Origin of the sequence: Mesotoga sp. B105.6.4 (genome assembly GCF_002896535.1) — a bacterium.
Taxonomy (GTDB): Bacteria; Thermotogota; Thermotogae; order Petrotogales; family Kosmotogaceae; genus Mesotoga.
Window position 1 is genome coordinate 38,072 of the sequence record NZ_JWIM01000031.1, and the last position, 21,240, is coordinate 59,311.

The window sequence follows — 21,240 nt, forward strand, 5'->3', positions numbered from 1 at the left end:
GTATGACAGTAGTCTATTCAGTTCTGTTTATGGCCATACTTGGCATAGGAGCAGGTGTCTTTCTTGCCTTTGCTTCAGCCAAATTCGCGGTAAAAAGCGACCCGAGAATTACACTCATAGAAGCGGCCTTGCCTGGGGTTAATTGTGGGGCTTGCGGCTTTCCCGGTTGTTCGGCCTTTGCAAAAGCTATCGCCGAAGCCAAAGCCCCGCTGGATGGATGTATTCCCGGCAAGCGATCCGGCGTACCGGAGAAACTCAAAGTAATAATGGATACGGATGCGGAGAGACTCACGGCTCTGTACGAAGAATCTGGAGAAGATCCGGAGAAGGCGCTTGAAAAGCTTCTTTCTTCTTCTGGAACTGAAGTAAAAGCAGCGCCGCCAAAACCAAAAAGGCCGACTCAGGAAGAAATCGATAGTTACAAGGGAAAACTGAAAGAGAATTCTAGAGCTGCTGTGGTCTTTGCGATTCTTCCAAACATAAACTGCGGAATCTGTGGATCACCCGGTTGTGCTGCCTTTGCCATAAAGGTCGCGAACAAGGAAGAGAACGCAGACAAGTGTGTCCCGGGCAAAAGACAGAACGTGCCCGAAAAAGTTGCGAAGATTATGGCGCTTTCCCAATCAGAGATTCAGAAGATAATTGAAGATACTTCTGGAGAATCGGCTGAGATAAAAAAGAAGTTTGAGTCATGAAAAAAAGGTTGGCTGTTCTTGGTTCTACCGGATCTATAGGATCACAGACACTCGAAATAGTAGATAAGATTGAAGAAATCGAAATTGTGGCCATTTCCTGTGGCCACAATTTCGTCTCTTTTTCTAAACAGCTTTCAGAATTTCATCCCAAGTTCGCCGCCACTCTTGAAAAAAATGAGGATCTAGTCGATTCCTTCCCGGAAACAACCTTCTTCCAAGGCGAAGAGGGAATAGAAACAATGCTCGAAAAGTCCCGACCGGATTATGTGATGCTTGCGGTCAGTGGAGCAGCCGGACTGAGATTCAGCCTTAAGGCGGCTGAAGTCTGCAGCAGACTATGTCTTGCGAACAAAGAGTCTATCGTTTGTGGAGGTAATCTTCTTCCGGACAGATGTGCCGACAGAGGGGTAGAGCTTATCCCGGTCGACTCAGAGCACAGCGGCCTCTTTCAGCTTCTTGACGGTACTGTTCGCCCTGAGAGAATCTTGATAACCGCATCTGGCGGCGCCCTGAGGGATTGGCCGAAAGAAAGGATTCACCAAGCAAGCCCTGAAGATGTCATGAAACACCCTGTTTGGTCTATGGGAAACAGGATAACCGTTGATAGCGCTTCAATGGTTAACAAGGGACTCGAAGTAATTGAAGCGAAATACCTCTTTGGATTCGAATCGAGTGAAATTGATACTTATATTTGTAGAAACAGTTTTGTTCATGCCGGTGTTGTGTACAATGATGGCGTTATGAAACTTCATGTGGGGCGCCCGGACATGCGAATTCCGATTGCATATTCTCTGACTTATCCAGTGCACCACCATCTTTTCGGAGAAGCGAGGATAGCCGGCATACCAATTGTCCTGGAAGAACTGCAGCAAGAGAGATTTCCCGCTCTGACACTTGCGAGAGAGATTTGTGGAACTGTCAGCAAGCAAATCGCTTATAATGCTGCAGATGAGATAGCAGTCGATGCTTTTATGAAGGGTAGGATGCCTTTTGGGAGCATTTACAATATAATTGAAAGGACGGTTGCCCGAACAGATGATCTAAATCCGGTCGATTACAGTCAAATTATCGAGATTGACGTTCTGGCAAGAAGATTGGCTCAAGAAGAGGTGAATAGATGTTATTAGCAATAGTGTACTTTCTTCTCATTCTAACGGGGATAGTGGTTGTTCATGAACTCGGTCACTACCTGTTCTCGAGGGTTTTTGGAGTGAGAGTTCTAGAATTCGCCATAGGAATGGGTCCAAAGCTCTGGTCAAAAAAAGGAAAGAAGACTACATTCAGGATAAACGCATTTCCAATTGGCGGTTACGTGAGACCTGCCGGAGAAGATCTAGATGTTATAGACTCCTCCGTTCCGGATAACGAGCAGATACAGAACAAGCCGGCCTGGCAGAGGTTCATTATCTATTTCGCCGGTCCGGCCTTCTCTGTGCTTCTGGGTTTTCTCATACTCTCTCTGGTGGCAGTAGTTTGGGGCTTTCAGGAAGTCAAGATCGACAAGGTCGAGCTTGGTTCTCCTGCAGCACTGTCCGGAATGCTTCCCGGAGATAGGATCGCCTCAGTAAATGGTAAGACTCTACTAGACAATACAAGACTTAGCGAAGCCGTTGTGAGGGGCGAGAAAATAGATCTAGTAGTTATTAGGGAAGGCAGAGAAGTCGAAATAACTCTAATCCCAGAAATGCTTCCTCAAGAGGCCTTCATAGTGATCGGCAATGTCTCAGGTGAATTTGGCGATGCTCTCTCTTCAATAAACGGAGCATCGTTCAACGGCGATTACGTTGGATACGGCGGCATACTATCTCCTGAGAGCACTATCAGACTTGGTTTTGCCGACGGTTCGAATCTTTCCGGCACGCTCCTGACTTATTCCCCTGCAGAGGAACGCTACGCAATGGGGATCTACTATGCAAACTTCAAACCGATAGTTGCAACTGATTTCGGCCAGTTCAGGAAGGGAGATGTTCTTGTCTCGGTAAACGGGATGACAACCGAGACAAGTTATGATCTTACAACCATGAGTCAGCTCCTCTCCTTGAAACCAAACGAACTTCTAATTCAGTTCACAGGAAGAGAGACTACCTTCGCTAGATACGGCTTCCCTGAAGAATTTGTCGTTACCCTGGAACGGGATGGACAGGTAGTTGACTTAACGATGACCAAGAACGAAATGATTGCTCTCGTGAGTGAGGTCGGTGCCTTTTCTCAGGGAAGCGATTACTGGTATCCAGATAGCCCGGTTGAGGCCGCAGTTCTCGGGGTTCAGTGGGCAAACGATCTCCTAATAACCATGGTGAAGGTTGTTGGCAGCCTCTTCACTGGAGGAGCGAACATCAACGAATTCACTGGTCCTATTGGACTGGTAACAATAGTTGACCAAGCAGTGAGCCTTGGGCCGAGGATAGTTCTTTTCCTCGCGGGCTTCATCTCGCTCAACCTCGGAGTGATAAACATGATTCCCTTCCCCGCGCTGGATGGTGGGAGGATGTTGCTCGCCTTGCTTGAGATAATTACCAGAAAGAGGCTGGATCCGAAGATTGAGGGGTTAATCAATGTGATTGGCTTCATGATACTCATGGGGTTCATGATCTATATTACGTTCATCGATATCGGCAGATGGTTATGAGTAGAACCGTAAGAGTTGGGAATGTCTTGGTCGGTGGCGGAAATCCGGTTTCGGTTCAGTCAATGACAAATACCAAGACAATCGACATTCCTGCAACTCTCGAGCAGATCGATAGGCTTACAGATGCCGGGTGTGATCTTGTAAGAGTCTCCGTTCCTGATTTTGAGTCAGCACAGGCCATCAAAGAGATTTGCTCATCAAGCAAAATCCCTGTAATTGCAGATATTCATTTTGATTACAGACTCGCAGTTGAGTCCGTAAAGAACGGTGCAGCAAAGGTAAGGATAAATCCGGGAAATATTGGTCAGGAATGGAAGGTCCGGGAGACAGTGAAGGTTGCTAAAGAATTCGGTGTTCCAATAAGAGTTGGTGCAAACTCTGGCTCTCTCGACCGAAGTTTTGGTTTGTACGACAAACCCATCGCTCTTGCAGAGAGCGCTCTTGCGCAAGTAAGAATACTTGAGAGTGCAGGGTTCGAGGACATTGTGATTTCTCTTAAGTCTTCATCGGTATCAGAGACTGTGAGTGCAAATGAATACCTGTTCGAGAAGACCGATTATCCGCTTCACCTTGGAGTTACAGAGGCAGGTTTCGGGCTTGATTCAACCGTAAAGTCTTCTATTGGTATTGGCACACTCTTGCTGAAAGGCATTGGAGACACCATAAGAGTATCGATGTCGGGAGACCCCGTTCAGGAGATCGAAGTAGGCTTGAGCATTCTTCGTTCACTTGGGCTAAGAAAGGGAGTTGACGTGATCTCCTGTCCGACGTGCGCAAGAGCCGAAATAGATGTTGAGTCTCTTGCAAGGAAAGTGAAGAGTTGGGTAGGGAATATCGAAGATGACATTTCTGTAGCCGTTATGGGATGCGTTGTAAACGGAATTGGGGAAGGAAAAGATGCGGACATTGGGATCGCCGGCACTGCATCCGGCGGAGTCATTTTTCTCAAGGGAGAGATAGTCGAGAAGGTGGAGAAGCGGAACCTTGAATCACGATTCCGACATTGGTTTGATGAACTCCTGTCGGGAGGTGATGGATGAAAGTCTCGATAATAGGAGCCGGTATGTTGGGGTCTTCGATCGCTTATGCACCTATGACAAAGGGTATTGCCGATGAAATTGTTGTCGTAGATGTAAATGACGAGCTCGCCAAAGGGCAAGCGATGGACTTGAGTCACGGTAATGCCTATGTTAGGCCTGTGAAGATACATGGAGGAGGTTATTCAGTTTCTTCCGATTCAGACATAGTGGTTATCACAGCCGGAAGACCACAGAAAGAAGGGGAGAGTTGTCTCCAGCTTTTAAAGAACAACGCAAAAATGGTTGAGAGAGCAGTCGATGAGTACTTTCATTCAGCAAAGAGCCGATTATTTTGGTCGTCTCGAATCCGGTAGACGTACTCACATGAGTTGCCTGGAAGACATCTGGCTTTCACAGGAGCAAAGTCATCGGTTCCAGTACTACCTTGGATACGGCAAGACTAAGACAGAGCATAGCCGACCACTGTGGACTTGACCCGAGAAACGTTCCGCATATGTTATTGGTGAACTCGGTGATAGTGAGATCGTTAGCTGGACGAATGTCGACATCGCAGGTATTCCGATAAAGGAGTTCTGCAGAAACTGCAAAGGGAACTGCGAAGACGCTCTGTTTGAGAGACTGTTTGAAGAGACACGAAGCGCTGCTTATCGTGTTATTGAAAAGAAGGGTTCAACATACTACGGAATAGGGCTTGCTGTATCAAAGGTGCTTTCCACTATTCCGAACGATCAACACTCAGTCCTTACAGTCTCATCTGACACAGGGAATTTGAAGGTATGCAGGATGTGCCTTTCAGCGTTCCCAGTATTCTAGGGAGAAGTGGAGTAGAAAGAATACTGCATGTTGGACTTTCAGAAGAGGAAATTCAGGGACTTTCGAAATCAACAGGCGTTATCACCGATGCAGTAGAAAGCCTAAAGGGATAAGGAGGGATTAGCGTGAAGAAAGTACTGCTTATTGCGATTATTGCTCTCAGTGTTTCTCTTATTGCCACGTCAGTCGCTTATGACCCTCAGGGACTTATGTTCCTGAACAGGTCAGGAGCTAGCATCAATGTAAACGTAAGCTTGAACAAGGGTACCGGATCAACTTACTACGGTGGCGAGTCGCTCGGATTGTCTTTCTCCGTTGACAGAAGCGCCTATGTGGCTGTTCTGGATATCGATCAGTCGGGGCAGGTCCAGGTTCTCTTTCCAAATGTCTACGATCAGGACAACTACGTCCAGGGTGGAAGGACCTACACTCTACCGACGGATAAGGCGACCACAAAATACAATCTGCAGGTCGAATCAAACAGAGGAAGAGAGACGATAGTAGTCGTTGCATCGACTTCTCCCCTGAATTTCTTAGGGAATGTGTTTTCTCTGTTCGATAGATATCCATTCCCATATTTGGGTCAGAACGTGAACAATTTGTCGATTGCGATTAACCCTGTCTTCAACACAAGCTGGGGGATAGGTTACACTTACTTCTACAACAGCTATGTGCCTTTCACGGTTAGGACTACAATCAGTGCAGACAGAAAGGATGCAAATGTCTATGTCGATGGAATATTCATGGGAAAATCACCGGTCACGACAACTTTGGAGGCCGGTATGCACTCGGTATACATCTACACAGACAGGAACCTCGTATACGGACCGGCAACAATAAACGTGCAACCTGGTTCAAGTAACTTTCAGTTCTCGCTCTTGCCAAATTACATTTACGGTTATCTGGAAGTTACATCGATCCCCGATGGTCAGGTTTATGTGGATGGACAGTATGCCGGTGACACACCTTACAGAGATTTTGAGAAGGTTGGAAGCCATACGGTAACGGTCTCCAAGTGGGGTTACCACGATGCGAAGCAAAATGTCTACATCAACAGAGACATGACGACTTCGGTCGATTTTAGATTAACTGAGAAGACAGAGCAAGAGAAGAAAACGGACAACATCATACTCTTCTCGATAATCGGAGTGCTGATCGCGGGAATTGTACTCGCAATAGTACTTGGCGCAGCCGACTAAGAGTGTCCCGAAAGGGATAGTTCTTTCTTTGATGAAGCAGAAGTCAAAGGCATACGTCAACTTACTACTCGTTGTTGCATTCTGGGGACTGACCTTTCCAGTTCAGAAGAACATACTGGAAGGGCTTTCCCCGGTTTTCTATAATGCTCTTCGCTTTTCATTTGCTCTCTTGCTACTCATTCCCATAAGGAAGAAGCTGGGAATAAGGCTTTCGAGAAAAAGCTTCACTCAGGGACTGATTCTCGGGCTCTTTCTTTCGGGCGGTTATGTGTTTCAAACCTGGGGACTTGTTCACACCACAGCATCGAAAAGCGCCTTTATTACCGCTCTCTACGTTGGGCTTGTAGCGATAATCGGCCCGGTTGTGGAAAAGCGAATTCCCAACAGGTATCAGATTCTTGCGCTCGCTGTGTCTCTCGTCGGACTCTACTTTTTGACGACGCCGGAAGCCGGTTTCAACTTTGGCGACTTGCTTACAACCCTTTGTGCAATCTCTTTTGCTCTGCATGTAGTATTCATCTCGTATTTCACAGAAAGAGAAGACTCAGGAGAGATGGAGCTGCTGGTCCCTCAATTTGTGGTAGTCATTATCGTTAATCTGGTTCTCATTCCTTTTGTCGATGGCGGGGTACGGGTAAGCGGATCTATAGTCACTGTCGCTCTCTTCTCGGCGGTATTCGCTACTATCTTCGCCGTGGCAGTACAGCTGAGATTCCAGAGATTTCTCGGATCAGTTGGCGCATCACTTATCTATGTTGGCGAACCGGCATTTGCTTTGTTCTTCGCGATGATAATACTGAGAGAGATTCCGGGTAAAATGGAGGTAATAGGGTTGCTGCTTATGACGGCAGGTATGATATTCGGTGGGACTTCGTCGTACATGTTAAGAGATAGAGGAGTGAAGAAGTGAAGGGAAGGATCTTAGCTGTAGAAGATGATGTACATATTGCGAAACTGTTCCGCATGGAGTTAAGCCACGAGGGGTATGAAATAGAAGTCTTGGGTGATGGGAAGGAAGCACTGAAGTATCTTGAGAAGGAACTTCCTGATCTTCTGATTCTCGACGTCATGCTTCCGGGAATCGACGGCTTCTCGGTACTCGAAGAGATCAGGGAGTATGTTTCGACCGACCTACCCGTAATCATGCTTACAGCAAGAGGCGAAGTGAAGGACCGTGTACGCGGCCTGAAGAGCGGTGCAGACGACTATTTGCCTAAACCGTTTGCTATTGAGGAGCTTCTAGCTAGAATCGAAGCTATTCTCCGGAGAAAGGGAAAAGGGGAAAGAATAAGCTACCATGAGATAACCCTTGACCTTCAGTCGCGAGAAGCCACCCTAGGAGGGGAAGAACTTCAGTTGAGCAAAACTGAGTTCGATCTTCTGGCTGTCTTGCTGTCAAATGCCGGAATTGTCATGTCGAAAGATAGATTGCTTGAAAAGGTCTGGGGAAGCGAAGACTGGGGTAATCCAAACGTTGTTGAAGTTTATATCAATTACCTTCGCAAGAAATTGGGAAAGAGCGGCGAAATAATCAAGACGGTAAGGGGATCTGGCTACGTTGTCAGATAAGAAGCTTTCGACTGCGACGCAGGTAGCCATCTACTCGGTAGTACTTGTTGTCTTCATACTATGTGTCTCCGCCCTGTTCGTGTACGGAGTTTCGGAAAATGTTTTCATACGCAATTACTCTGCAGAGATGCGGAGGATCTTCATGGATTCTCCTATGGGTAAGGGTTACAGGTTTGGGATGGGCAGAATGTCAATTGGCAGAGGAACTACTGAATTCTATGTAAGAGTCGACGACACTGTGGTCCAGAATCCTACAGAGCTAGCTTTTGTGCCGGATGTAGATGGATACGTCCGCACGAGATTGGAGGGAAGCTCTTATCTTTTTTACGGCTTTTGGAACGGCGATGAGAAGGTTATCCTAGGCGCGAGAATGGATGACCTGGATTTCTTCCTCGAGAGTCTGTCGACCACTCTTCTTCTATCGCTGTTCGTTGGAATAGTACTTTCGGTAATTGGCGGATTCCTTCTTGGAAGTAGAGTTTCCAAACCGCTTAAGGAAACCTCGCGCCTGCTGAAAGAGATAACTCTGGACGACCTTTCAAGGAGGCTCGAGAGTGATCCAAAAACCTCCGAACTCGCTGAAATGAAAGAGGATCTCAACAGAGCCTTAGACAGAATTCAGGACGGATACAGCAGGCAGGAACAGTTTTCCTCAGACATCGCACATGAAATTCGTTCTCCTCTCACCGCGATCCTCGGCTTCTCGAGACTGATTCAGCGCTGGGGATCTCAAGATCCCGAAGTTGTAAAAGAAGCTGCTGACAGTATTTACGATACTGCCGCCAAAATGATGACTATCACCGAGTCCTTGCTATTCCTCTCGCGACCCAGCATGGAAATCCAGGTAACGAGTTTCAATCTACGGGAGCTTATACATGAACTCATACTGGGAACTCCTTCATTCCAATCGGTCGAATTCAAGGTTGATGTTCCGAACATTGAAGTCGAAACGGACAAAGTCCTCCTTAAGATTGTTCTTAAAGTGCTCGTGGAGAATGCAGTGAAGTTCGGCGGCGATCACCCAATAGAGATCACATTCTCAGATGGTGCACTTAATGTTAGAGACTATGGAAAAGGGATAAATGAAGACGAATTAGACAAGGTGTTTGACAGGTTCTACAGAAGCGACACTTCAAGAGGTGGGGAAGGTCACGGGCTAGGTCTTTCGATTGCCGGCAAGATATGCAAAGTTCTTAGGCTCTCAATCAATGCAGAGAACTGTAAAGATGGAGGGGCAGTGTTCAGAGTGAAGGAGTTGAGATGAAGCTCATTTTGTCAGCTATAGAACTCGCGATAATGTGGATCGTAATCCCCATTCTTCTTTTCGGCGGAGCGCCTTTTTCTTCACCAGTAGCGATTACCGTCATCGCATCAGTAATTATCGCAGGATCACTTCTTTTGTCCGTGTACTCTGCGCTGGTCGTCTTTTACTGGTCTGGAAGACTTCCAACCACTTCTTTTGGACCGGAAACTACAGTTCAGAGTGGTCCTTATAGATTTGTTCGCCATCCGTTTAACGCAGGTTTCATTCTCTTCCTTTTCGGCATGGGATTCCTCTGTGGCGATTACTGGAGAGTGCTATATGTATCCGTAATCGGTGCATTGGCCGTTATTTACTCGTTGCTTCAAGAATACCTTACATCTAAGAGAGTAACTGGCTACAGCGCGTACAAAGAAAAACTTCCGTTCATGATTCCTAAAGCTGGAAAGCAAATTCCCTTTGACAAATCAACATCTATCCCCTGGCAGTTCATTGTGGCTTCCTTCGTTGTGAAGCTGGTGATTCTTTTCATCTTGCCTTCTAAAGTGAAGAACACAAAAGTCTTGCGAGATAGAAGGCCATTTGTAATCGCATTGGCGCACCAAACGCATTTTGACGGCCCCTTGATTTTCTACTCCACGTGGCGTTACATTAGATTCGTCGCCACTGCAATCTATGTCGACAGATTGGGCTTGTTGGGTTGGCTGGCAGTAATTCCGGTAAGACGATACGCCGTCGATACGTCTGCAATTCGACAGATGCTTTCCACCATAAGACAGGGAGTCCCTCTCGGAATTGCACCGGAGGCGGCAAGATCGTGGGATGGTAGACCTCTTCACACAAAAAAGGAGATATGGAAACTCTTCAGGATGTTGAAAATACCCATAATCCCTGTGAAGTTCTTCGGAGTTCAGCGGCTTTGGCCAAGATGGTCGAAAACATTCTCTATTGGTACTTCGACTGTTGAATTCGGAAACCCCATTGAAGCAGATGATCCTCAACTTGAAGAGAAGGTCATGAACTTCTTGGGCAAAGAAGATCCCACCTTCAAACTCCCATACAGAAACTACAAGCATATAGAGAAGTTAATCTGGCGCTGCCCTAGTTGTGGAGCAATCGCATCAATTAAGAGCTTCAGATCGGGGTTCTCCTGTTCCTCTTGTGGAAAGAGCTGGACGAAACCAACTGTGAATGAAGTCATTCAGCTGCACGACAAGATAATGCCGGGAAACATGGGTCTTTCCTTCCCGATTAAAGATGAAGTAGTCTTTAACGGAAAGAGTGTGAAGGCAAAGATGTACGAAGACCATGCCATAATTGGCGACTACAGGCTTGACTACAACGTGATAAAAAACTCCAGTATAGAAAAAAGCATCGAGCCTGTCTTCGGAATCGGAAGCGAAATGGTAAGCTTCATTTCAACAACCAGTGCTCTCAAGTGGCAGGAAATCGTTGACTTCCAGATTAAATTCAGGCTCAAGAGGGAGAACTACCACACCGATCTTTGGGGATGACTCCCGTGGTGCTAATTGACGAAGGGGGATCAGAGGTAAGAGGAATGAGGCTTGAGGTAAGAAGATCAAGATCTCTTCGCTCTTCCGACCTCTTGCCTCTGACCTCAGGCTCTTCCCAAGGACGGGTCCATGATCTGGGACGAAGGACTAAGGACGACTCTTCACAGCGTACAGCGGAACTTCTGGTGTACAGCGGCTCTTCAGGGCGAGATCCCGATCAGTTTCATATCGGGATGACCAAAGAGGAGAATACATATGATGTCTCTGTTAACAGAGATCAGGGGGTCCTTGATTCTTAGCACGCAGCGGTTTTTCTTCGTCAGCAGAAGAGACTATCATCCTGTGAATGGTTCTGCACAGGACCTCGCTCTTCAAAACTCGGTTCTGATGACCCGCTTCAATAACCCGCTCCTCCTAACCCGATTTACATAACCCGTTCCTAAGGGTGGTTCTTTGCCCGCGAAGCGGAACTGGCCACCGAAGGTGACTGGCCTCTGCCGGAGGCAGAGACTGGCCAGGCGGAGCCTGACTGGCTTTCTAATCGCCTCCTGCCAAATGCAGCATCACTTCTGCTCTTGCAAGACCCTAGACCCTAGACCCACAACCCCAAACCCCGCTCTTTTGTTTCCCCTCTTAATTAGATTGCCTACTTCCATTTACTGAGATTTGTTTTTTCTTTCTAGTTGAAGCCACAAGGTTGTAGTAAAATAGTACTGTTTCGAAACATTCTTTGGAATCCTCTATTATCTTCGGTAAAGCATTCTCACGGTCAGGGGGCAGTCATTCGTCCGGCAGACAACAGTGCTGGCCAACCTAATTGGAGGTGGATCTATTGAACTGGAAGAGAAGAATTCCTGCAGTTGTCATCGTCCTGATTCTCGCTAGTCTAATCCCTGCAATGGCATTCGGAAAGACCTCGATTCATGAACTCGTTATTTTGGGAACAACGGATCTTCACGGCTACGTTATGCCTTACGACTACCTGACCGTTCAGGAAGTCGAGGATTACGGAGCAGCAAAGACTTACACTCTTATCAAATGGGCAAGAGAGATCTATAGCAACACCCTGTTGATCGACACTGGCGATGCCATTCAAGGAAGCGTTCTCGCAGAGCGTGAGGCAAGAATCGATCCAATCAAAATGGGAGACACTCCCTCGATAATCAAAGCCATGAATATCATGGACTATGACGTGGTTGGAATTGGAAATCACGAATTCAATTTCGGTCTTGAGTATCTGGACCTGGCGATAGCATCTGCGGATTTTCCAATGATTAGCGCAAATCTTTACAACGTAGACACCGAAGAACTCAGGTACGATCCTTACGTGATACTGGAAAGAGAAGTCGATGGAATTCCAATCAAGATTGGCGTTATAGCCTTTCTCCCTCCAGAAATAATGATGTGGGACAGAGTCCTCCTGGAAGGGAGAGTCTATGCTGAACCTATAGTCGATGCAGCTGCGAAGTACATTCCCAAACTTCAGGAGGAAGGTGTTGACCTCGTCATAGTCTCGCTTCACCAGGGAAGCTCAGACGCTGAAGCTATACTCGAAAACGTCGAAGGAATAGATGCAATTATCATGGGTCATAGTCACGGAAGAATTGCCGAAAAAATCGATGGAGTCCCCGTTACCATGGCTGGCAGCTGGGGAAACTCCCTTGGTCTAATCCATTTCCAGCTTCTCAACAGAGACGGAAAATGGGAAGTCTTCTCCTCGTTCCCGCAGCTTTGGTACGTGGATGAAACGATAGAAGCCGCTTCCGAAATAGTTGAGGCTGTGAAGGAACAGCATGAGGCAACTATTGATTATGTTATGGCTCCTGTAGGAATTACAACAGTACCGATCACGGGATACTTCAGCAGAGTAATCGATAACGAAGTAACTCAGCTTGTCAACGAAGCCCAGCTATGGTACGCGAGAGACTACTTCAAAGGCACGGAATTTGAAGGAATGCCTTTGCTTTCGGCTGCAGCGCCCTTCAGAACGAGCACCAATGTGGAAGCTGGCGACATAAGGATAATGAATGCGGCCGACATCTACATCTACTCGAACACTCTACACGTCGTGAGAGTGAACGGCATCGAACTCAAGGGTTGGCTGGAAAAGTGTGCCGAAAACTTCAACCAGATCGATCCAAGCAGTACTGAGGACCAGAACCTTCTGGCACGTTTCTCATCCTATAACTTCGACATTATCGAAGGAATCAATTATCAGATCGATGTTCGAAACCCGGTTGGGCAGAGAATTGTAAACCTTACTTATGAAGGCGAAGAAATCGAAGATGATATGGAGTTCCTCGTCGTGACCAACAACTACCGCGCAGGTGGTGGCGGCTATCATCTAGTAGATGCCGACATCGTTCTCTCTTCAACAGTCGAGAATCGAAGCGTGATTATCGATTACATAATTGAACAGGGCACGATAACTCCAACTCCGTCTTACAACTGGTCGATAGCTCCTTTCGAAGCGGCCGGTAGAATCACCTTCACATCCAATCAGGAAGCGGCCTCACTCATAGACGAGCTCGGAATAAAAGGAATCAAATACATCGGAGACCGACTCTTCGAAGTAGATTTCGTAGAGCTGGCAGAAAACGTTCCACAGACAGTCTCTAACTAGAATCACTTGCGTGAGCAAAACCGGAGGTAAATATGCCTCCGGTTTTTTGTCATTCACTTACATATTCTCGAAGCTAATATTGATGAGTAGACAGAGAATCCGCGCTTTCGCGGCCAACGCATGTTGAGCAAGACAAAATACTTTGCATGGGCATTCCTTTCATCTCGCACACCCAGTCCCGAGCAGATCGGTAGTTAGTGAGATTCGACTTAGCGCTTTATTCGAGATATCTGCTCCGCTCAATGAGACTTAAATGATCAGTCCGAAGGATCAGATTCCGCTTCCTTTGCAAATGAACTCCGATTATTCTTCATCCTACGTCCACCTTCTTAACTCGATTGGCAATCCCACTCTTTGTACAGATTCACATCGTGCCAGGGAGGCGACAGGCAATAGATCCTTTGCAGCATCACAACCAGTGATTTTGAGCCCTTTTTCTGAGATCTCAATCCTGAGTTCGAAGAAGATAATCCGGCTTACCACTCTAGGGATACTTGAAATCCACGAACGCATGAGTTTGGTAAATGGGGCCATGATTCAAATCCACCCTTTTCTGTCACTAGATCGAATCTTCAGCATTGCGCTTGTCGATGCTGATGTTCGAGTTACTGGTTTTCATAGTTATGAGGAGGCCGTTGCCTCCATTGAGTGTTCCTCTCAAGCTAGTTGAACTCGAACTGATTACGCCTACGGTAAGCCCCTTCAAATTGACGGTTCCATTGGTTGTGGATGCGCTTATCTCTGCACGAATCGAGTCATCTAAAAAGATTCCTATACTTCCATTAGTTGACAGGAATTCAAGAACACCGAAATCTGGAAGAATAGCGTCGCAGACAATCTTCGCGTTTGAGGTTTCAAAACTATTGCTATCACCGATAAGAGTGACCTCAGTGACTGTAATTGCTCCGTTCGTGGAATTCGCCGAAACACTGAGAGTTCCCCTTTCGATTGTTATCGGAGCATTACTTGTCTCAATAATGAGGGTTCCAGATATTCCCTTTCCTTCAAACGCACCGTTGGTGGATCTAAGTTCCATGACTCCGGCGCATTCCTCGACAAAAATGGGCGAATTAGAGGTTTCAAGTGTCATGTTTCCCGAGACGGAGATCAGCTCCAAACCTCCATTGCTGCTTCTGCCTCTTATTGAGGCATTAAGTGATTTGAAAACCATTGCGCCGTTGCTTGTATTCACTAAAATATCTTCCACCGTTTCCGACGGGATATTCATATAAATTGTTGTCGCCTGCCCCATGAATTCATTCGTTTGCGATAATCTGGGAACAATCACAGTGAGCTTACCATCTGCTGCGTTGATGTTCGGCCTAGTCTCTTCAAGATACTCTTCTTTGAGATCTTCGTCAGCAACTCTAATTGAACGCTCTACCTTGATTTCAACATAATCTCTATCCCAGCCGACTACTTCGACCTTACCGTTCTGGCTGTCGATTTCCAATGAGTTTATCTTCTCGGTGATCGTCACCGAGAAGTCTTCGTTAAACTTCATTCCTGTGAATGACCTGCCAGAACCAAAACTGAAGCCCATGATTTCGGGCCGGATTATCACTGCTGCACCTATCAAAAGAATCCCTATTCCAAGCAAAAGTCCCGCAAGGGCCAGCCCTCTCTTTCTGTTGCTTTCTCTCATTTCATCACTCCCATTAGTACATCGCTGCCAATCAACTCTCGACAAAATACCACCAAACAAAAGAATTTTCAAGTCAAAAATCCTCTTTACGCACGGAATAGAATCAAAGACGTCCTCCGTAAGCCGCCCAAGAGCAAGGATCCGTTCGCCGAAAAGAGCAACTGAGAAAGTGTGATGTCAAGAGGTTAACCATGCTCACGAGAAGGCGAGAGAGAAGCAAGTCGGCGCACGCGGGGCAAGAAACGCTTTTCGCTGATCGCTGAACGCTGGGAAGAGGATAAAAGACGTCCTTGGTCCTTCGTTCGTCCCAGAGCGTGGACCCGTCCTTCGACAGGGTCAAGGGACAGATCCCGGGATAACCGCAGAGTAAATTGTCTCTTTTCGCCACACTCCAAACTCCAGACACGAGGCACCCTAAAAACTCCGTCATGCCGCACCTTGATGCTGCATCTTGTTTTTGGTTATAACGAGATGTTCGTATTTGGCGCGAGTACATGATTAGATCCAGAATAAACGATCTACAAGATGACAGTGTTAGTCGTTCCTAAAGCAGCAGGCATTTCCTTGCCCGAAATCAGTGATTCAAGGGAACAAGAGAACTGAACGGTAATGGCACGTCTCTAAAATGGTCCGCAAAACGGTATTCGAATTTCTTGGTTCTCTACAGCCAACAATCTAGTACTCAGTAAATCTAGTGGGTTCAAGAGACGGCTCGTCGTGAGTAGAGACATTGTAAGAGCATACAATACTCAATCGGAGAAAAGAGAGTTTCAAATCCTGAGGATGTCGAAATCCACGTAATGTAGTTTTTTATCTTCTATTTACTAGAAAAATGAACTTCTCGAAGACATTAAGCCCAACTGATGACTGCTTGTTATATGATTGCGATGAGGAAGCTTAACACACCTTTGGATCATAAAGAACTATTCCAAATGATCATTCACTGTTCATCCGCTTTAGAACGTTAAAGGAGGAATTAAATGACTGAGAAGAAGTACTCGATTGAAGAACTTATGGAGAACGAGACCATTGCGTCATTCACGGTATCACCCGATTCAAGAAGAATTCTTTACTCTTCAGACAAAACGGGCAACTACAACATCTTTGAACTAGATCAGGAGAAGGGAAAGCACAGGCAGATAACATCACTCACCGAAAACGCATTGGTATCTCACGTCTACAAAGATGGGAGCTTCATTTTTGCAATGGATAAGGGCGGCGATGAACTACATCATCTTTATCTAGGAACAGAAGAGAAAATCAAAGATCTGACCCCTTTCGAGAAGACCAAGTCAGGATTTCACGTCTCCGTTGGCAATAGTGTTTACTACTACTCTAACAAGATTGATAGAAGTAGATTCGATCTATATCGGTTTGAAAAGGCTGATCTAGCAGGTGAGCTGGTCTTCGAAAACAAAGACTTGTATGAACTGGGTCCAATTTCGGATAATGAAAGGTTTCTCGCTCTTCATTAGCCCGAGACTGCAAACAACTCGAATGTATATCTCCACGACTTGCTAAGCGGAGATACAACACTTCTGTCCCCCCATGAAGGAGAAGCTAATTTCAAACCTCTCTTCTTCTCAAAAGATTCGATGAAGCTTTACTGTCTATCGGACATTGAAGGGGAATTCATGACGCTTTGGATAACGGATATTGAAAGCAAAGGGCGTGAAGAGATCCTTGCCTTTAGTTGGGACATAATCGACGGGAGAATATCGGAAGACGGGAGAAGTGCTGTGCTTATCGTCAATAGAGACGGTTTTTCCGAACTCCACATAATCGATACAAAAGACAATTCCCCCAAGATGTCTCCCGTAGAGACGGGTGGTGTAGTATACGATCAATGCTTCAGCAAGGATAGCCGCTTCCTGTACTATCTTTGTGACTCAGCAATCTCCTCTCCTAATATTTTCATGATAGACCTCAATACAAAGGAGACAGAGCAGCTCACTGATTCCATGAGCGAAGGGGTGAACAGTAATGACCTCTCTGAAGCAAAGGTACTCCGCTTTATTTCGTACGACGGTCTCCAAGTGCCTGGGATTTTCTATCCGCCCAGAAATGTTCTGCCGAACGAGAAAGCGCCTGCGATTGTATGGGTTCACGGAGGACCGGGAGGTCAGTCTCTGCCAAGATACAGTCCTGAGATCCAGTTCATTGCAAATCATGGATATGCTATCTATGCAGTCAATAATAGAGGAAGCTCCGGCTACGGAAAGAGCTTCTTCAAAGCAGCAGATCACAAACACGGAGAAGCGGATCTGGATGATTGCGTAGCCGCCGCCAAGTATTTGGCCACCCTTGATTTTATCGACGAAGAAAGAATAGGAATAAATGGTGGAAGTTACGGTGGATTCATGGTTCTTGCGGCACTTGCTTTCAGGCCAAAGGAGTTCAAGGTTGGTACAGATTTTTTCGGTGTCTCGAACTGGGTGAGAACTCTCAAAGAAGTGCCAGCTTGGTGGAAGATCGTTAAAGATCTCCTTTACAGGAAAATCGGAAACCCATTCACCGAGGAAGAATACCTCAAGAGCATTTCCCCTCTCTTTCACGCCGACAAAATAGAGAGGCCTCTTCTAGTCCTTCAAGGAGTAAATGATCCAAGAGTACTTAAGATAGAATCAGATGAGATAGTTGAGCGACTAAAAGAACGTGGGGTTCCGGTTGAGTATGTAGTGTTCGATGATGAGGGCCATGGATTTAAGAAGAAGGCAAATAGGATAAGAGGTGCAAATGCGATGCTAGCCTTTCTTGACAAGTACTTGCGCTAGAGACATTCAGTACTGGTATTGGTGAGGGAGAGAACTCGATTCAGCCTCGAAAAGACGAGAACGTAGTATATCGTGATGATTCACGGAAGAGTTGTAAAGAGTTTCGCATACCGTTTGATATGAAGAGATGTAACAAGAGCTGTTCGTCATTGATCATTCGTTCCCAGATATTGTCAAAAAAACGATAAAGGAGTCCCTAATAAACTATCGCCGAAAATGCCGTTCTTCTGATAGCCTGGCACAGCATTGAGTTAATCTAGTGATGTTTTTTCGAATTGTGCAGGTTGTGCTCCAAAGAACTGCTATTTGCTGACACTGAACTTCCGTGAACGGAGAGATCTTCGATCCTTCAGGTTATAAGTAAGACTGTCAGCGGAAAAAACAAGGGTGCCAGAAGCATCCTCAGTTTGGCACCAGAATCTGTAAGTTGGAATCGTGAGAATAATCAATTGCTCCTTGAGTTCAATGTCCAGTCTAGCTTCTTTCTTAAGAAGCTGCGGGGGCAGAATTCGTAATCCTTCTATTGAATTAGTTCGTCTGAGCCCAATGGAAACAAGGCAGTTTAATGAATTAACAGAAAGCCAATTCTTCCTCAAGTTGAAATACTTGTAGAAATTCGATCTTATGTCTTTCTCGACTAAGAGTATGGCCTATGTCGATCTACAGAAAATGCTTAACTGCGAATCGGCATCGCATCCAAGCACGGTCTTCCCCAGCTCTGAGTTCTTCTGTCTTCCAGCTTGATTTAAAATCTTGTTCTTATGTTGCTACACGGCAACCTGTAATCTCAAGTCTTCTGGGCCTTATTGGTTACTCTAAATGGTGAGTTTAGAGCGCCAATATCAGTCCGCCCTCTCCAGCATATGTGGCAATCGCAGGACCCATCTTTCCGATTATTACTTCGGAATCTCGGACACGTTTCCTAATTTCCGAAGCGAAGAACTCAGCGTCTTTGAGATTATCCACGTGAGTTATGCCAAAGATCTTCTTCCCGGTCTTTGAGGAAGCTTCTATTAACTCAATTATCGCTTCTCTAAATCTCCTGCTTCCTCTTACCTTCTTAAGGAGCTTAACTTCGCCATTTATACCGTGCAGGATAATCTTCATGTTCAAAATGTTAACCAGGCTACCTTGAAATTTGCTCAGACGGCCGCCTTTGACAATATTCTCCACTGTCGAAAGAGGGATGATAATCTTCACGTTTTCTCGGTACTCCTCCAGCGCTTCGACTATTTCGTCCAACTCAGCGCCCGATTCAGCCATTCTAGCGGCTATCAGCACCTGGATGCCATGTGAAATCGAACCTGCAAGAGAATCGAATACGATCGCCTTGCCCCCGCTCATTTCGGCGCCGAGGATCGCTGATTGATGGGCACCGCTGAGTTTTGATGAAATAGTAATGCAAAGTGGAGTTTCACCCTTCTTCTGAATATCCTCAAAGATCTCAGCAAAATCGGCCGGCGAAGGCTGAGAAGTCTTTGGAAGCTCCCGGGATTTGCCCATTAATCGCCAGAATTCCTCTGGAGTGATGTCGATATCTTCCTTGAAAGTCATATCATCAACGGAAATGTTGAGAGAGGCAAAGGGAATACCATACTTCTTCAACGTTTCAACCGGCAGATCACATGAGCTGTCCGTCACTATCCTGACCACCGTATCCCTCCTCTGTGTTCATATAATAAGATTATATGTCATTACGAGTCCAGAGCAATGTTTGGGCAGAAAGTCGTCCAATACTTGAAACCATTTTGGTGGAAAATTGTCTCTAAAAACTACCGAATATCTAATTCTAAAAGAAAAGGGCGGATTGTCCGCCCTGTTGAATCCTATTTACTATTCAATCTATCTGCCAGATGCAATCTCGTTGAACCTTTCGACATCGAGTATTTCTGGAGTATAGCTACCTGCGAGTCTCTCATACTGCCTGAGGAATGCCCTGAGGTGGTTCTCAGAACCTCTAAGCAGATTCTCGTATACAGTCGCAGTTCTCGAGTCTATATCTCCCTCAAGCAATTCTTCCAGGTCCTTAATATCTATCTCTTCTATCAGAAGACCAACTTTTACCGCATCCAGAAGAGACTTACTTCCACTCTCGATGAGTTCATCATAAAGCTCCTGAAGCGTCGCATTGGTGAAGACTCCAACCTCATTTTCGCCCACGGGATCTAACATGCCAAAATCACCGATCAGAGAAAGAACTGCTTCTGTATGAGTCTGTTCGCTTCTAGCTATGTTACTGAAGACATTCAATCCCCATATTTCATAGAGTTCGGTATAGACGTCGTGAGCTAGTTTTTCTTCTTCTCTCATGAAAGCAATTCCATCTTCCTCAGTCATTAAGCTGCTGGCCAGTGTCATTGAACTGAAAATCAAAACTATCGCTATTGCATATAATACTCTCTTCATTATTTTCTACCTCCGTTTTTTGGATCTTGAATAGATGTTAACCTGCGTGGCTTAAAATCTCCTGAGAATCTGGAGATCGCTCGAAGGTCAATCCTATTGGCTTTATCTTCCCTTTTCACTCACAATCGAAGAGTTTGGTCTAACTGAAAGAATATAGATTACAGAAATTCAGTAGTGAGTTGAGACTGGAGGTCATAGGAAATTACGAAGTTGCTCAGAGTTCTAAAGCAGCCTTTCAGTCCACTAATCTTCGAATACTCTTCTCGCGGCTTTCATTGCTATTGCTCTCGGTACTAGCCTTGATCCGGAAGCGATCATTTTGTTGATCAGCCCGCTTACCACGCCTCTCTTTCCTTTTTCAAATGCATCAAGTGCCTTTTTCACAACTTCTTCGGGGGACATTGACCCCGGCAGCTGCTTCCTTCCTCCCGAAGCTACATCGAAAAACTCTGTTCTAGTCGGCCCAGGAGATAGAACCATTACTTTGAAGCCTTTGGGTTGGAGTTCTTCGCTAACGGCTTCGCTGAAGCTAAGTACAAAGGCCTTTGTTGCAGCATAGACCGCCATTCCCGGTACTGGCAAATAGGCGGCAGTAGAAGCGACGTTTATAATTCCTCCACCAATGTTGTTGCGCATGAGAACATATTTTTTCGTCAAGAAGTATAGAGCTCCGATATTAAGCTTAATCATCTGCATTTCTCTATCCGCTTCAATATCCTCAAAGGAACCAATTAGTCCGAACCCTGCGTTGTTTATAAGAAGATCTACGTCTTTCAGAAGTTTCGAAACTTCAACCAGGTCGTTCTCATCCGTCAAATCACCTTTCAGCGGAATAGATCTAGCTCCTAGATCTCCCTCAATTTGATCGGAAATCGTCTGCAATCTTTCTATTCGTCTGGCTACTAGGATCGTTTCGTACCCACGCTTTGCAAGCTCATAGGAAAACACCTCGCCTATTCCCGATGACGCTCCGGTAATTAGTGCTCTTTTCAAAATGATCACCTCGGCTAATTATACCCAATCCAGACGAAATGAGCCTCTCAATTTGAGTTTTCTCGTTACAGAAAGTTGT

The 21,240-nt window shown here is 45.9% G+C and carries 19 protein-coding genes; 15 read left to right on the plus strand and 4 right to left on the minus strand.

Features of this window, described 5'->3' with window-relative positions; translation table 11 throughout:
- The first annotated feature begins 2 nt into the window (after positions 1 to 2).
- The 13 genes from RJ60_RS07110 to RJ60_RS07165 all read left to right on the plus strand — a co-directional run bounded on the left by RJ60_RS07110 (position 3) and on the right by RJ60_RS07165 (position 13,343).
- Positions 3 to 695 carry an RnfABCDGE type electron transport complex subunit B gene (locus tag RJ60_RS07110; protein WP_103134344.1) on the plus strand — a complete coding sequence of 231 codons (693 nt, stop codon included), beginning with the start codon at positions 3 to 5 and terminating at the stop codon, positions 693 to 695.
- A complete protein-coding gene (gene dxr / locus RJ60_RS07115; protein WP_103134345.1) occupies positions 692 to 1,822 on the plus strand; it encodes a 1-deoxy-D-xylulose-5-phosphate reductoisomerase in 1,131 nt (376 codons plus the stop codon). Before RJ60_RS07110 ends, dxr begins: the two co-directional genes overlap by 4 nt.
- On the plus strand, positions 1,813 to 3,324 hold the full coding sequence (locus RJ60_RS07120) for a site-2 protease family protein (RefSeq protein WP_103134346.1): 1,512 nt from the start codon (positions 1,813 to 1,815) through the stop codon (positions 3,322 to 3,324). The genes dxr and RJ60_RS07120 overlap by 10 nt, the downstream gene beginning before the upstream one ends.
- A complete protein-coding gene (ispG, locus tag RJ60_RS07125) occupies positions 3,321 to 4,364 on the plus strand; it encodes a flavodoxin-dependent (E)-4-hydroxy-3-methylbut-2-enyl-diphosphate synthase (protein ID WP_103134406.1) in 1,044 nt (347 codons plus the stop codon). Before RJ60_RS07120 ends, ispG begins: the two co-directional genes overlap by 4 nt.
- Positions 4,361 to 4,717 carry a hypothetical protein gene (locus RJ60_RS16095; protein ID WP_258006208.1) on the plus strand — a complete coding sequence of 119 codons (357 nt, stop codon included), beginning with the start codon at positions 4,361 to 4,363 and terminating at the stop codon, positions 4,715 to 4,717. Before ispG ends, RJ60_RS16095 begins: the two co-directional genes overlap by 4 nt.
- Before the next feature lie 169 nt (positions 4,718 to 4,886).
- On the plus strand, positions 4,887 to 5,177 hold the full coding sequence (locus RJ60_RS16100) for a hypothetical protein (RefSeq protein ID WP_258006226.1): 291 nt from the start codon (positions 4,887 to 4,889) through the stop codon (positions 5,175 to 5,177).
- A complete protein-coding gene (locus RJ60_RS16105; RefSeq protein ID WP_258006209.1) occupies positions 5,150 to 5,290 on the plus strand; it encodes a hypothetical protein in 141 nt (46 codons plus the stop codon). Before RJ60_RS16100 ends, RJ60_RS16105 begins: the two co-directional genes overlap by 28 nt.
- Before the next feature lie 12 nt (positions 5,291 to 5,302).
- Complete coding sequence (locus RJ60_RS07135) at positions 5,303 to 6,376, plus strand: DUF4384 domain-containing protein (protein ID WP_103134347.1); 1,074 nt, start codon at positions 5,303 to 5,305, stop codon at positions 6,374 to 6,376.
- Positions 6,377 to 6,407: 31 nt separating this feature from the next.
- Positions 6,408 to 7,286 carry a DMT family transporter gene (locus RJ60_RS07140; RefSeq protein WP_103134407.1) on the plus strand — a complete coding sequence of 293 codons (879 nt, stop codon included), beginning with the start codon at positions 6,408 to 6,410 and terminating at the stop codon, positions 7,284 to 7,286.
- Positions 7,283 to 7,945 (plus strand): response regulator transcription factor, encoded by a 663-nt coding sequence (locus tag RJ60_RS07145; protein WP_103134348.1) that lies wholly within the window; start codon positions 7,283 to 7,285, stop codon positions 7,943 to 7,945. Before RJ60_RS07140 ends, RJ60_RS07145 begins: the two co-directional genes overlap by 4 nt.
- The gene (locus tag RJ60_RS07150; RefSeq protein WP_103134349.1) at positions 7,935 to 9,209 is read left to right on the plus strand and encodes a HAMP domain-containing sensor histidine kinase; all 1,275 of its coding nucleotides are present in this window, start codon (positions 7,935 to 7,937) and stop codon (positions 9,207 to 9,209) included. Before RJ60_RS07145 ends, RJ60_RS07150 begins: the two co-directional genes overlap by 11 nt.
- On the plus strand, positions 9,206 to 10,720 hold the full coding sequence (locus RJ60_RS07155; protein ID WP_103134350.1) for a 1-acyl-sn-glycerol-3-phosphate acyltransferase: 1,515 nt from the start codon (positions 9,206 to 9,208) through the stop codon (positions 10,718 to 10,720). Before RJ60_RS07150 ends, RJ60_RS07155 begins: the two co-directional genes overlap by 4 nt.
- An 823-nt stretch (positions 10,721 to 11,543) precedes the next feature.
- Positions 11,544 to 13,343, plus strand: a complete 1,800-nt coding sequence (locus RJ60_RS07165; protein ID WP_258006227.1) for a bifunctional 2',3'-cyclic-nucleotide 2'-phosphodiesterase/3'-nucleotidase — start codon at positions 11,544 to 11,546, stop codon at positions 13,341 to 13,343.
- A gap of 559 nt (positions 13,344 to 13,902) precedes the next feature.
- Here the strand turns inward: RJ60_RS07165 and RJ60_RS07170 are convergent.
- Positions 13,903 to 14,988, minus strand: a complete 1,086-nt coding sequence (locus tag RJ60_RS07170) for a DUF4097 family beta strand repeat-containing protein (protein ID WP_103134353.1) — start codon at positions 14,986 to 14,988, stop codon at positions 13,903 to 13,905.
- Between the two features lie 980 nt (positions 14,989 to 15,968).
- Between RJ60_RS07170 and RJ60_RS16110 the strand changes: the two genes are divergently transcribed.
- Positions 15,969 to 16,463 carry a hypothetical protein gene (locus RJ60_RS16110; protein WP_258006210.1) on the plus strand — a complete coding sequence of 165 codons (495 nt, stop codon included), beginning with the start codon at positions 15,969 to 15,971 and terminating at the stop codon, positions 16,461 to 16,463.
- 159 nt (positions 16,464 to 16,622) lie between these two features.
- Complete coding sequence (locus tag RJ60_RS16115) at positions 16,623 to 17,762, plus strand: S9 family peptidase (protein ID WP_258006211.1); 1,140 nt, start codon at positions 16,623 to 16,625, stop codon at positions 17,760 to 17,762.
- Positions 17,763 to 18,590: 828 nt separating this feature from the next.
- Here RJ60_RS16115 and RJ60_RS07180 read toward each other — a convergent pair.
- The 3 genes from RJ60_RS07180 to RJ60_RS07190 all read right to left on the minus strand — a co-directional run bounded on the left by RJ60_RS07180 (position 18,591) and on the right by RJ60_RS07190 (position 21,170).
- Positions 18,591 to 19,415, minus strand: coding sequence for a DegV family protein (locus RJ60_RS07180; protein ID WP_103134354.1), 825 nt, complete (start codon positions 19,413 to 19,415; stop codon positions 18,591 to 18,593).
- Between the two features lie 189 nt (positions 19,416 to 19,604).
- Positions 19,605 to 20,168 carry a DUF2202 domain-containing protein gene (locus tag RJ60_RS07185; RefSeq protein ID WP_103134355.1) on the minus strand — a complete coding sequence of 188 codons (564 nt, stop codon included), beginning with the start codon at positions 20,166 to 20,168 and terminating at the stop codon, positions 19,605 to 19,607.
- Positions 20,169 to 20,411: 243 nt separating this feature from the next.
- The gene (locus RJ60_RS07190; RefSeq protein ID WP_258006212.1) at positions 20,412 to 21,170 is read right to left on the minus strand and encodes an SDR family oxidoreductase; all 759 of its coding nucleotides are present in this window, start codon (positions 21,168 to 21,170) and stop codon (positions 20,412 to 20,414) included.
- Between the last annotated feature and the right edge of the window lie 70 nt (positions 21,171 to 21,240).

Excerpts from the sequence above, each read along its gene's own strand:
- dxr (WP_103134345.1), top strand. The coding sequence starts at position 692 with ATGAAAAAAAGGTTGGCTGTTCTTGGTTCTACCGGATCTATAGGATCA.
- RJ60_RS07170 (WP_103134353.1), bottom strand. The coding sequence starts at position 14,988 with ATGAGAGAAAGCAACAGAAAGAGAGGGCTGGCCCTTGCGGGACTTTTG.
- RJ60_RS16115 (WP_258006211.1), top strand. The coding sequence starts at position 16,623 with ATGACGCTTTGGATAACGGATATTGAAAGCAAAGGGCGTGAAGAGATC.
- RJ60_RS07110 (WP_103134344.1), top strand. The coding sequence starts at position 3 with ATGACAGTAGTCTATTCAGTTCTGTTTATGGCCATACTTGGCATAGGA.
- RJ60_RS16095 (WP_258006208.1), top strand. The coding sequence starts at position 4,361 with ATGAAAGTCTCGATAATAGGAGCCGGTATGTTGGGGTCTTCGATCGCT.
- RJ60_RS07140 (WP_103134407.1), top strand. The coding sequence starts at position 6,408 with ATGAAGCAGAAGTCAAAGGCATACGTCAACTTACTACTCGTTGTTGCA.
- RJ60_RS16110 (WP_258006210.1), top strand. The coding sequence starts at position 15,969 with ATGACTGAGAAGAAGTACTCGATTGAAGAACTTATGGAGAACGAGACC.
- RJ60_RS07155 (WP_103134350.1), top strand. The coding sequence starts at position 9,206 with ATGAAGCTCATTTTGTCAGCTATAGAACTCGCGATAATGTGGATCGTA.
- RJ60_RS07120 (WP_103134346.1), top strand. The coding sequence starts at position 1,813 with ATGTTATTAGCAATAGTGTACTTTCTTCTCATTCTAACGGGGATAGTG.
- ispG (WP_103134406.1), top strand. The coding sequence starts at position 3,321 with ATGAGTAGAACCGTAAGAGTTGGGAATGTCTTGGTCGGTGGCGGAAAT.
- RJ60_RS07185 (WP_103134355.1), bottom strand. The coding sequence starts at position 20,168 with ATGAAGAGAGTATTATATGCAATAGCGATAGTTTTGATTTTCAGTTCA.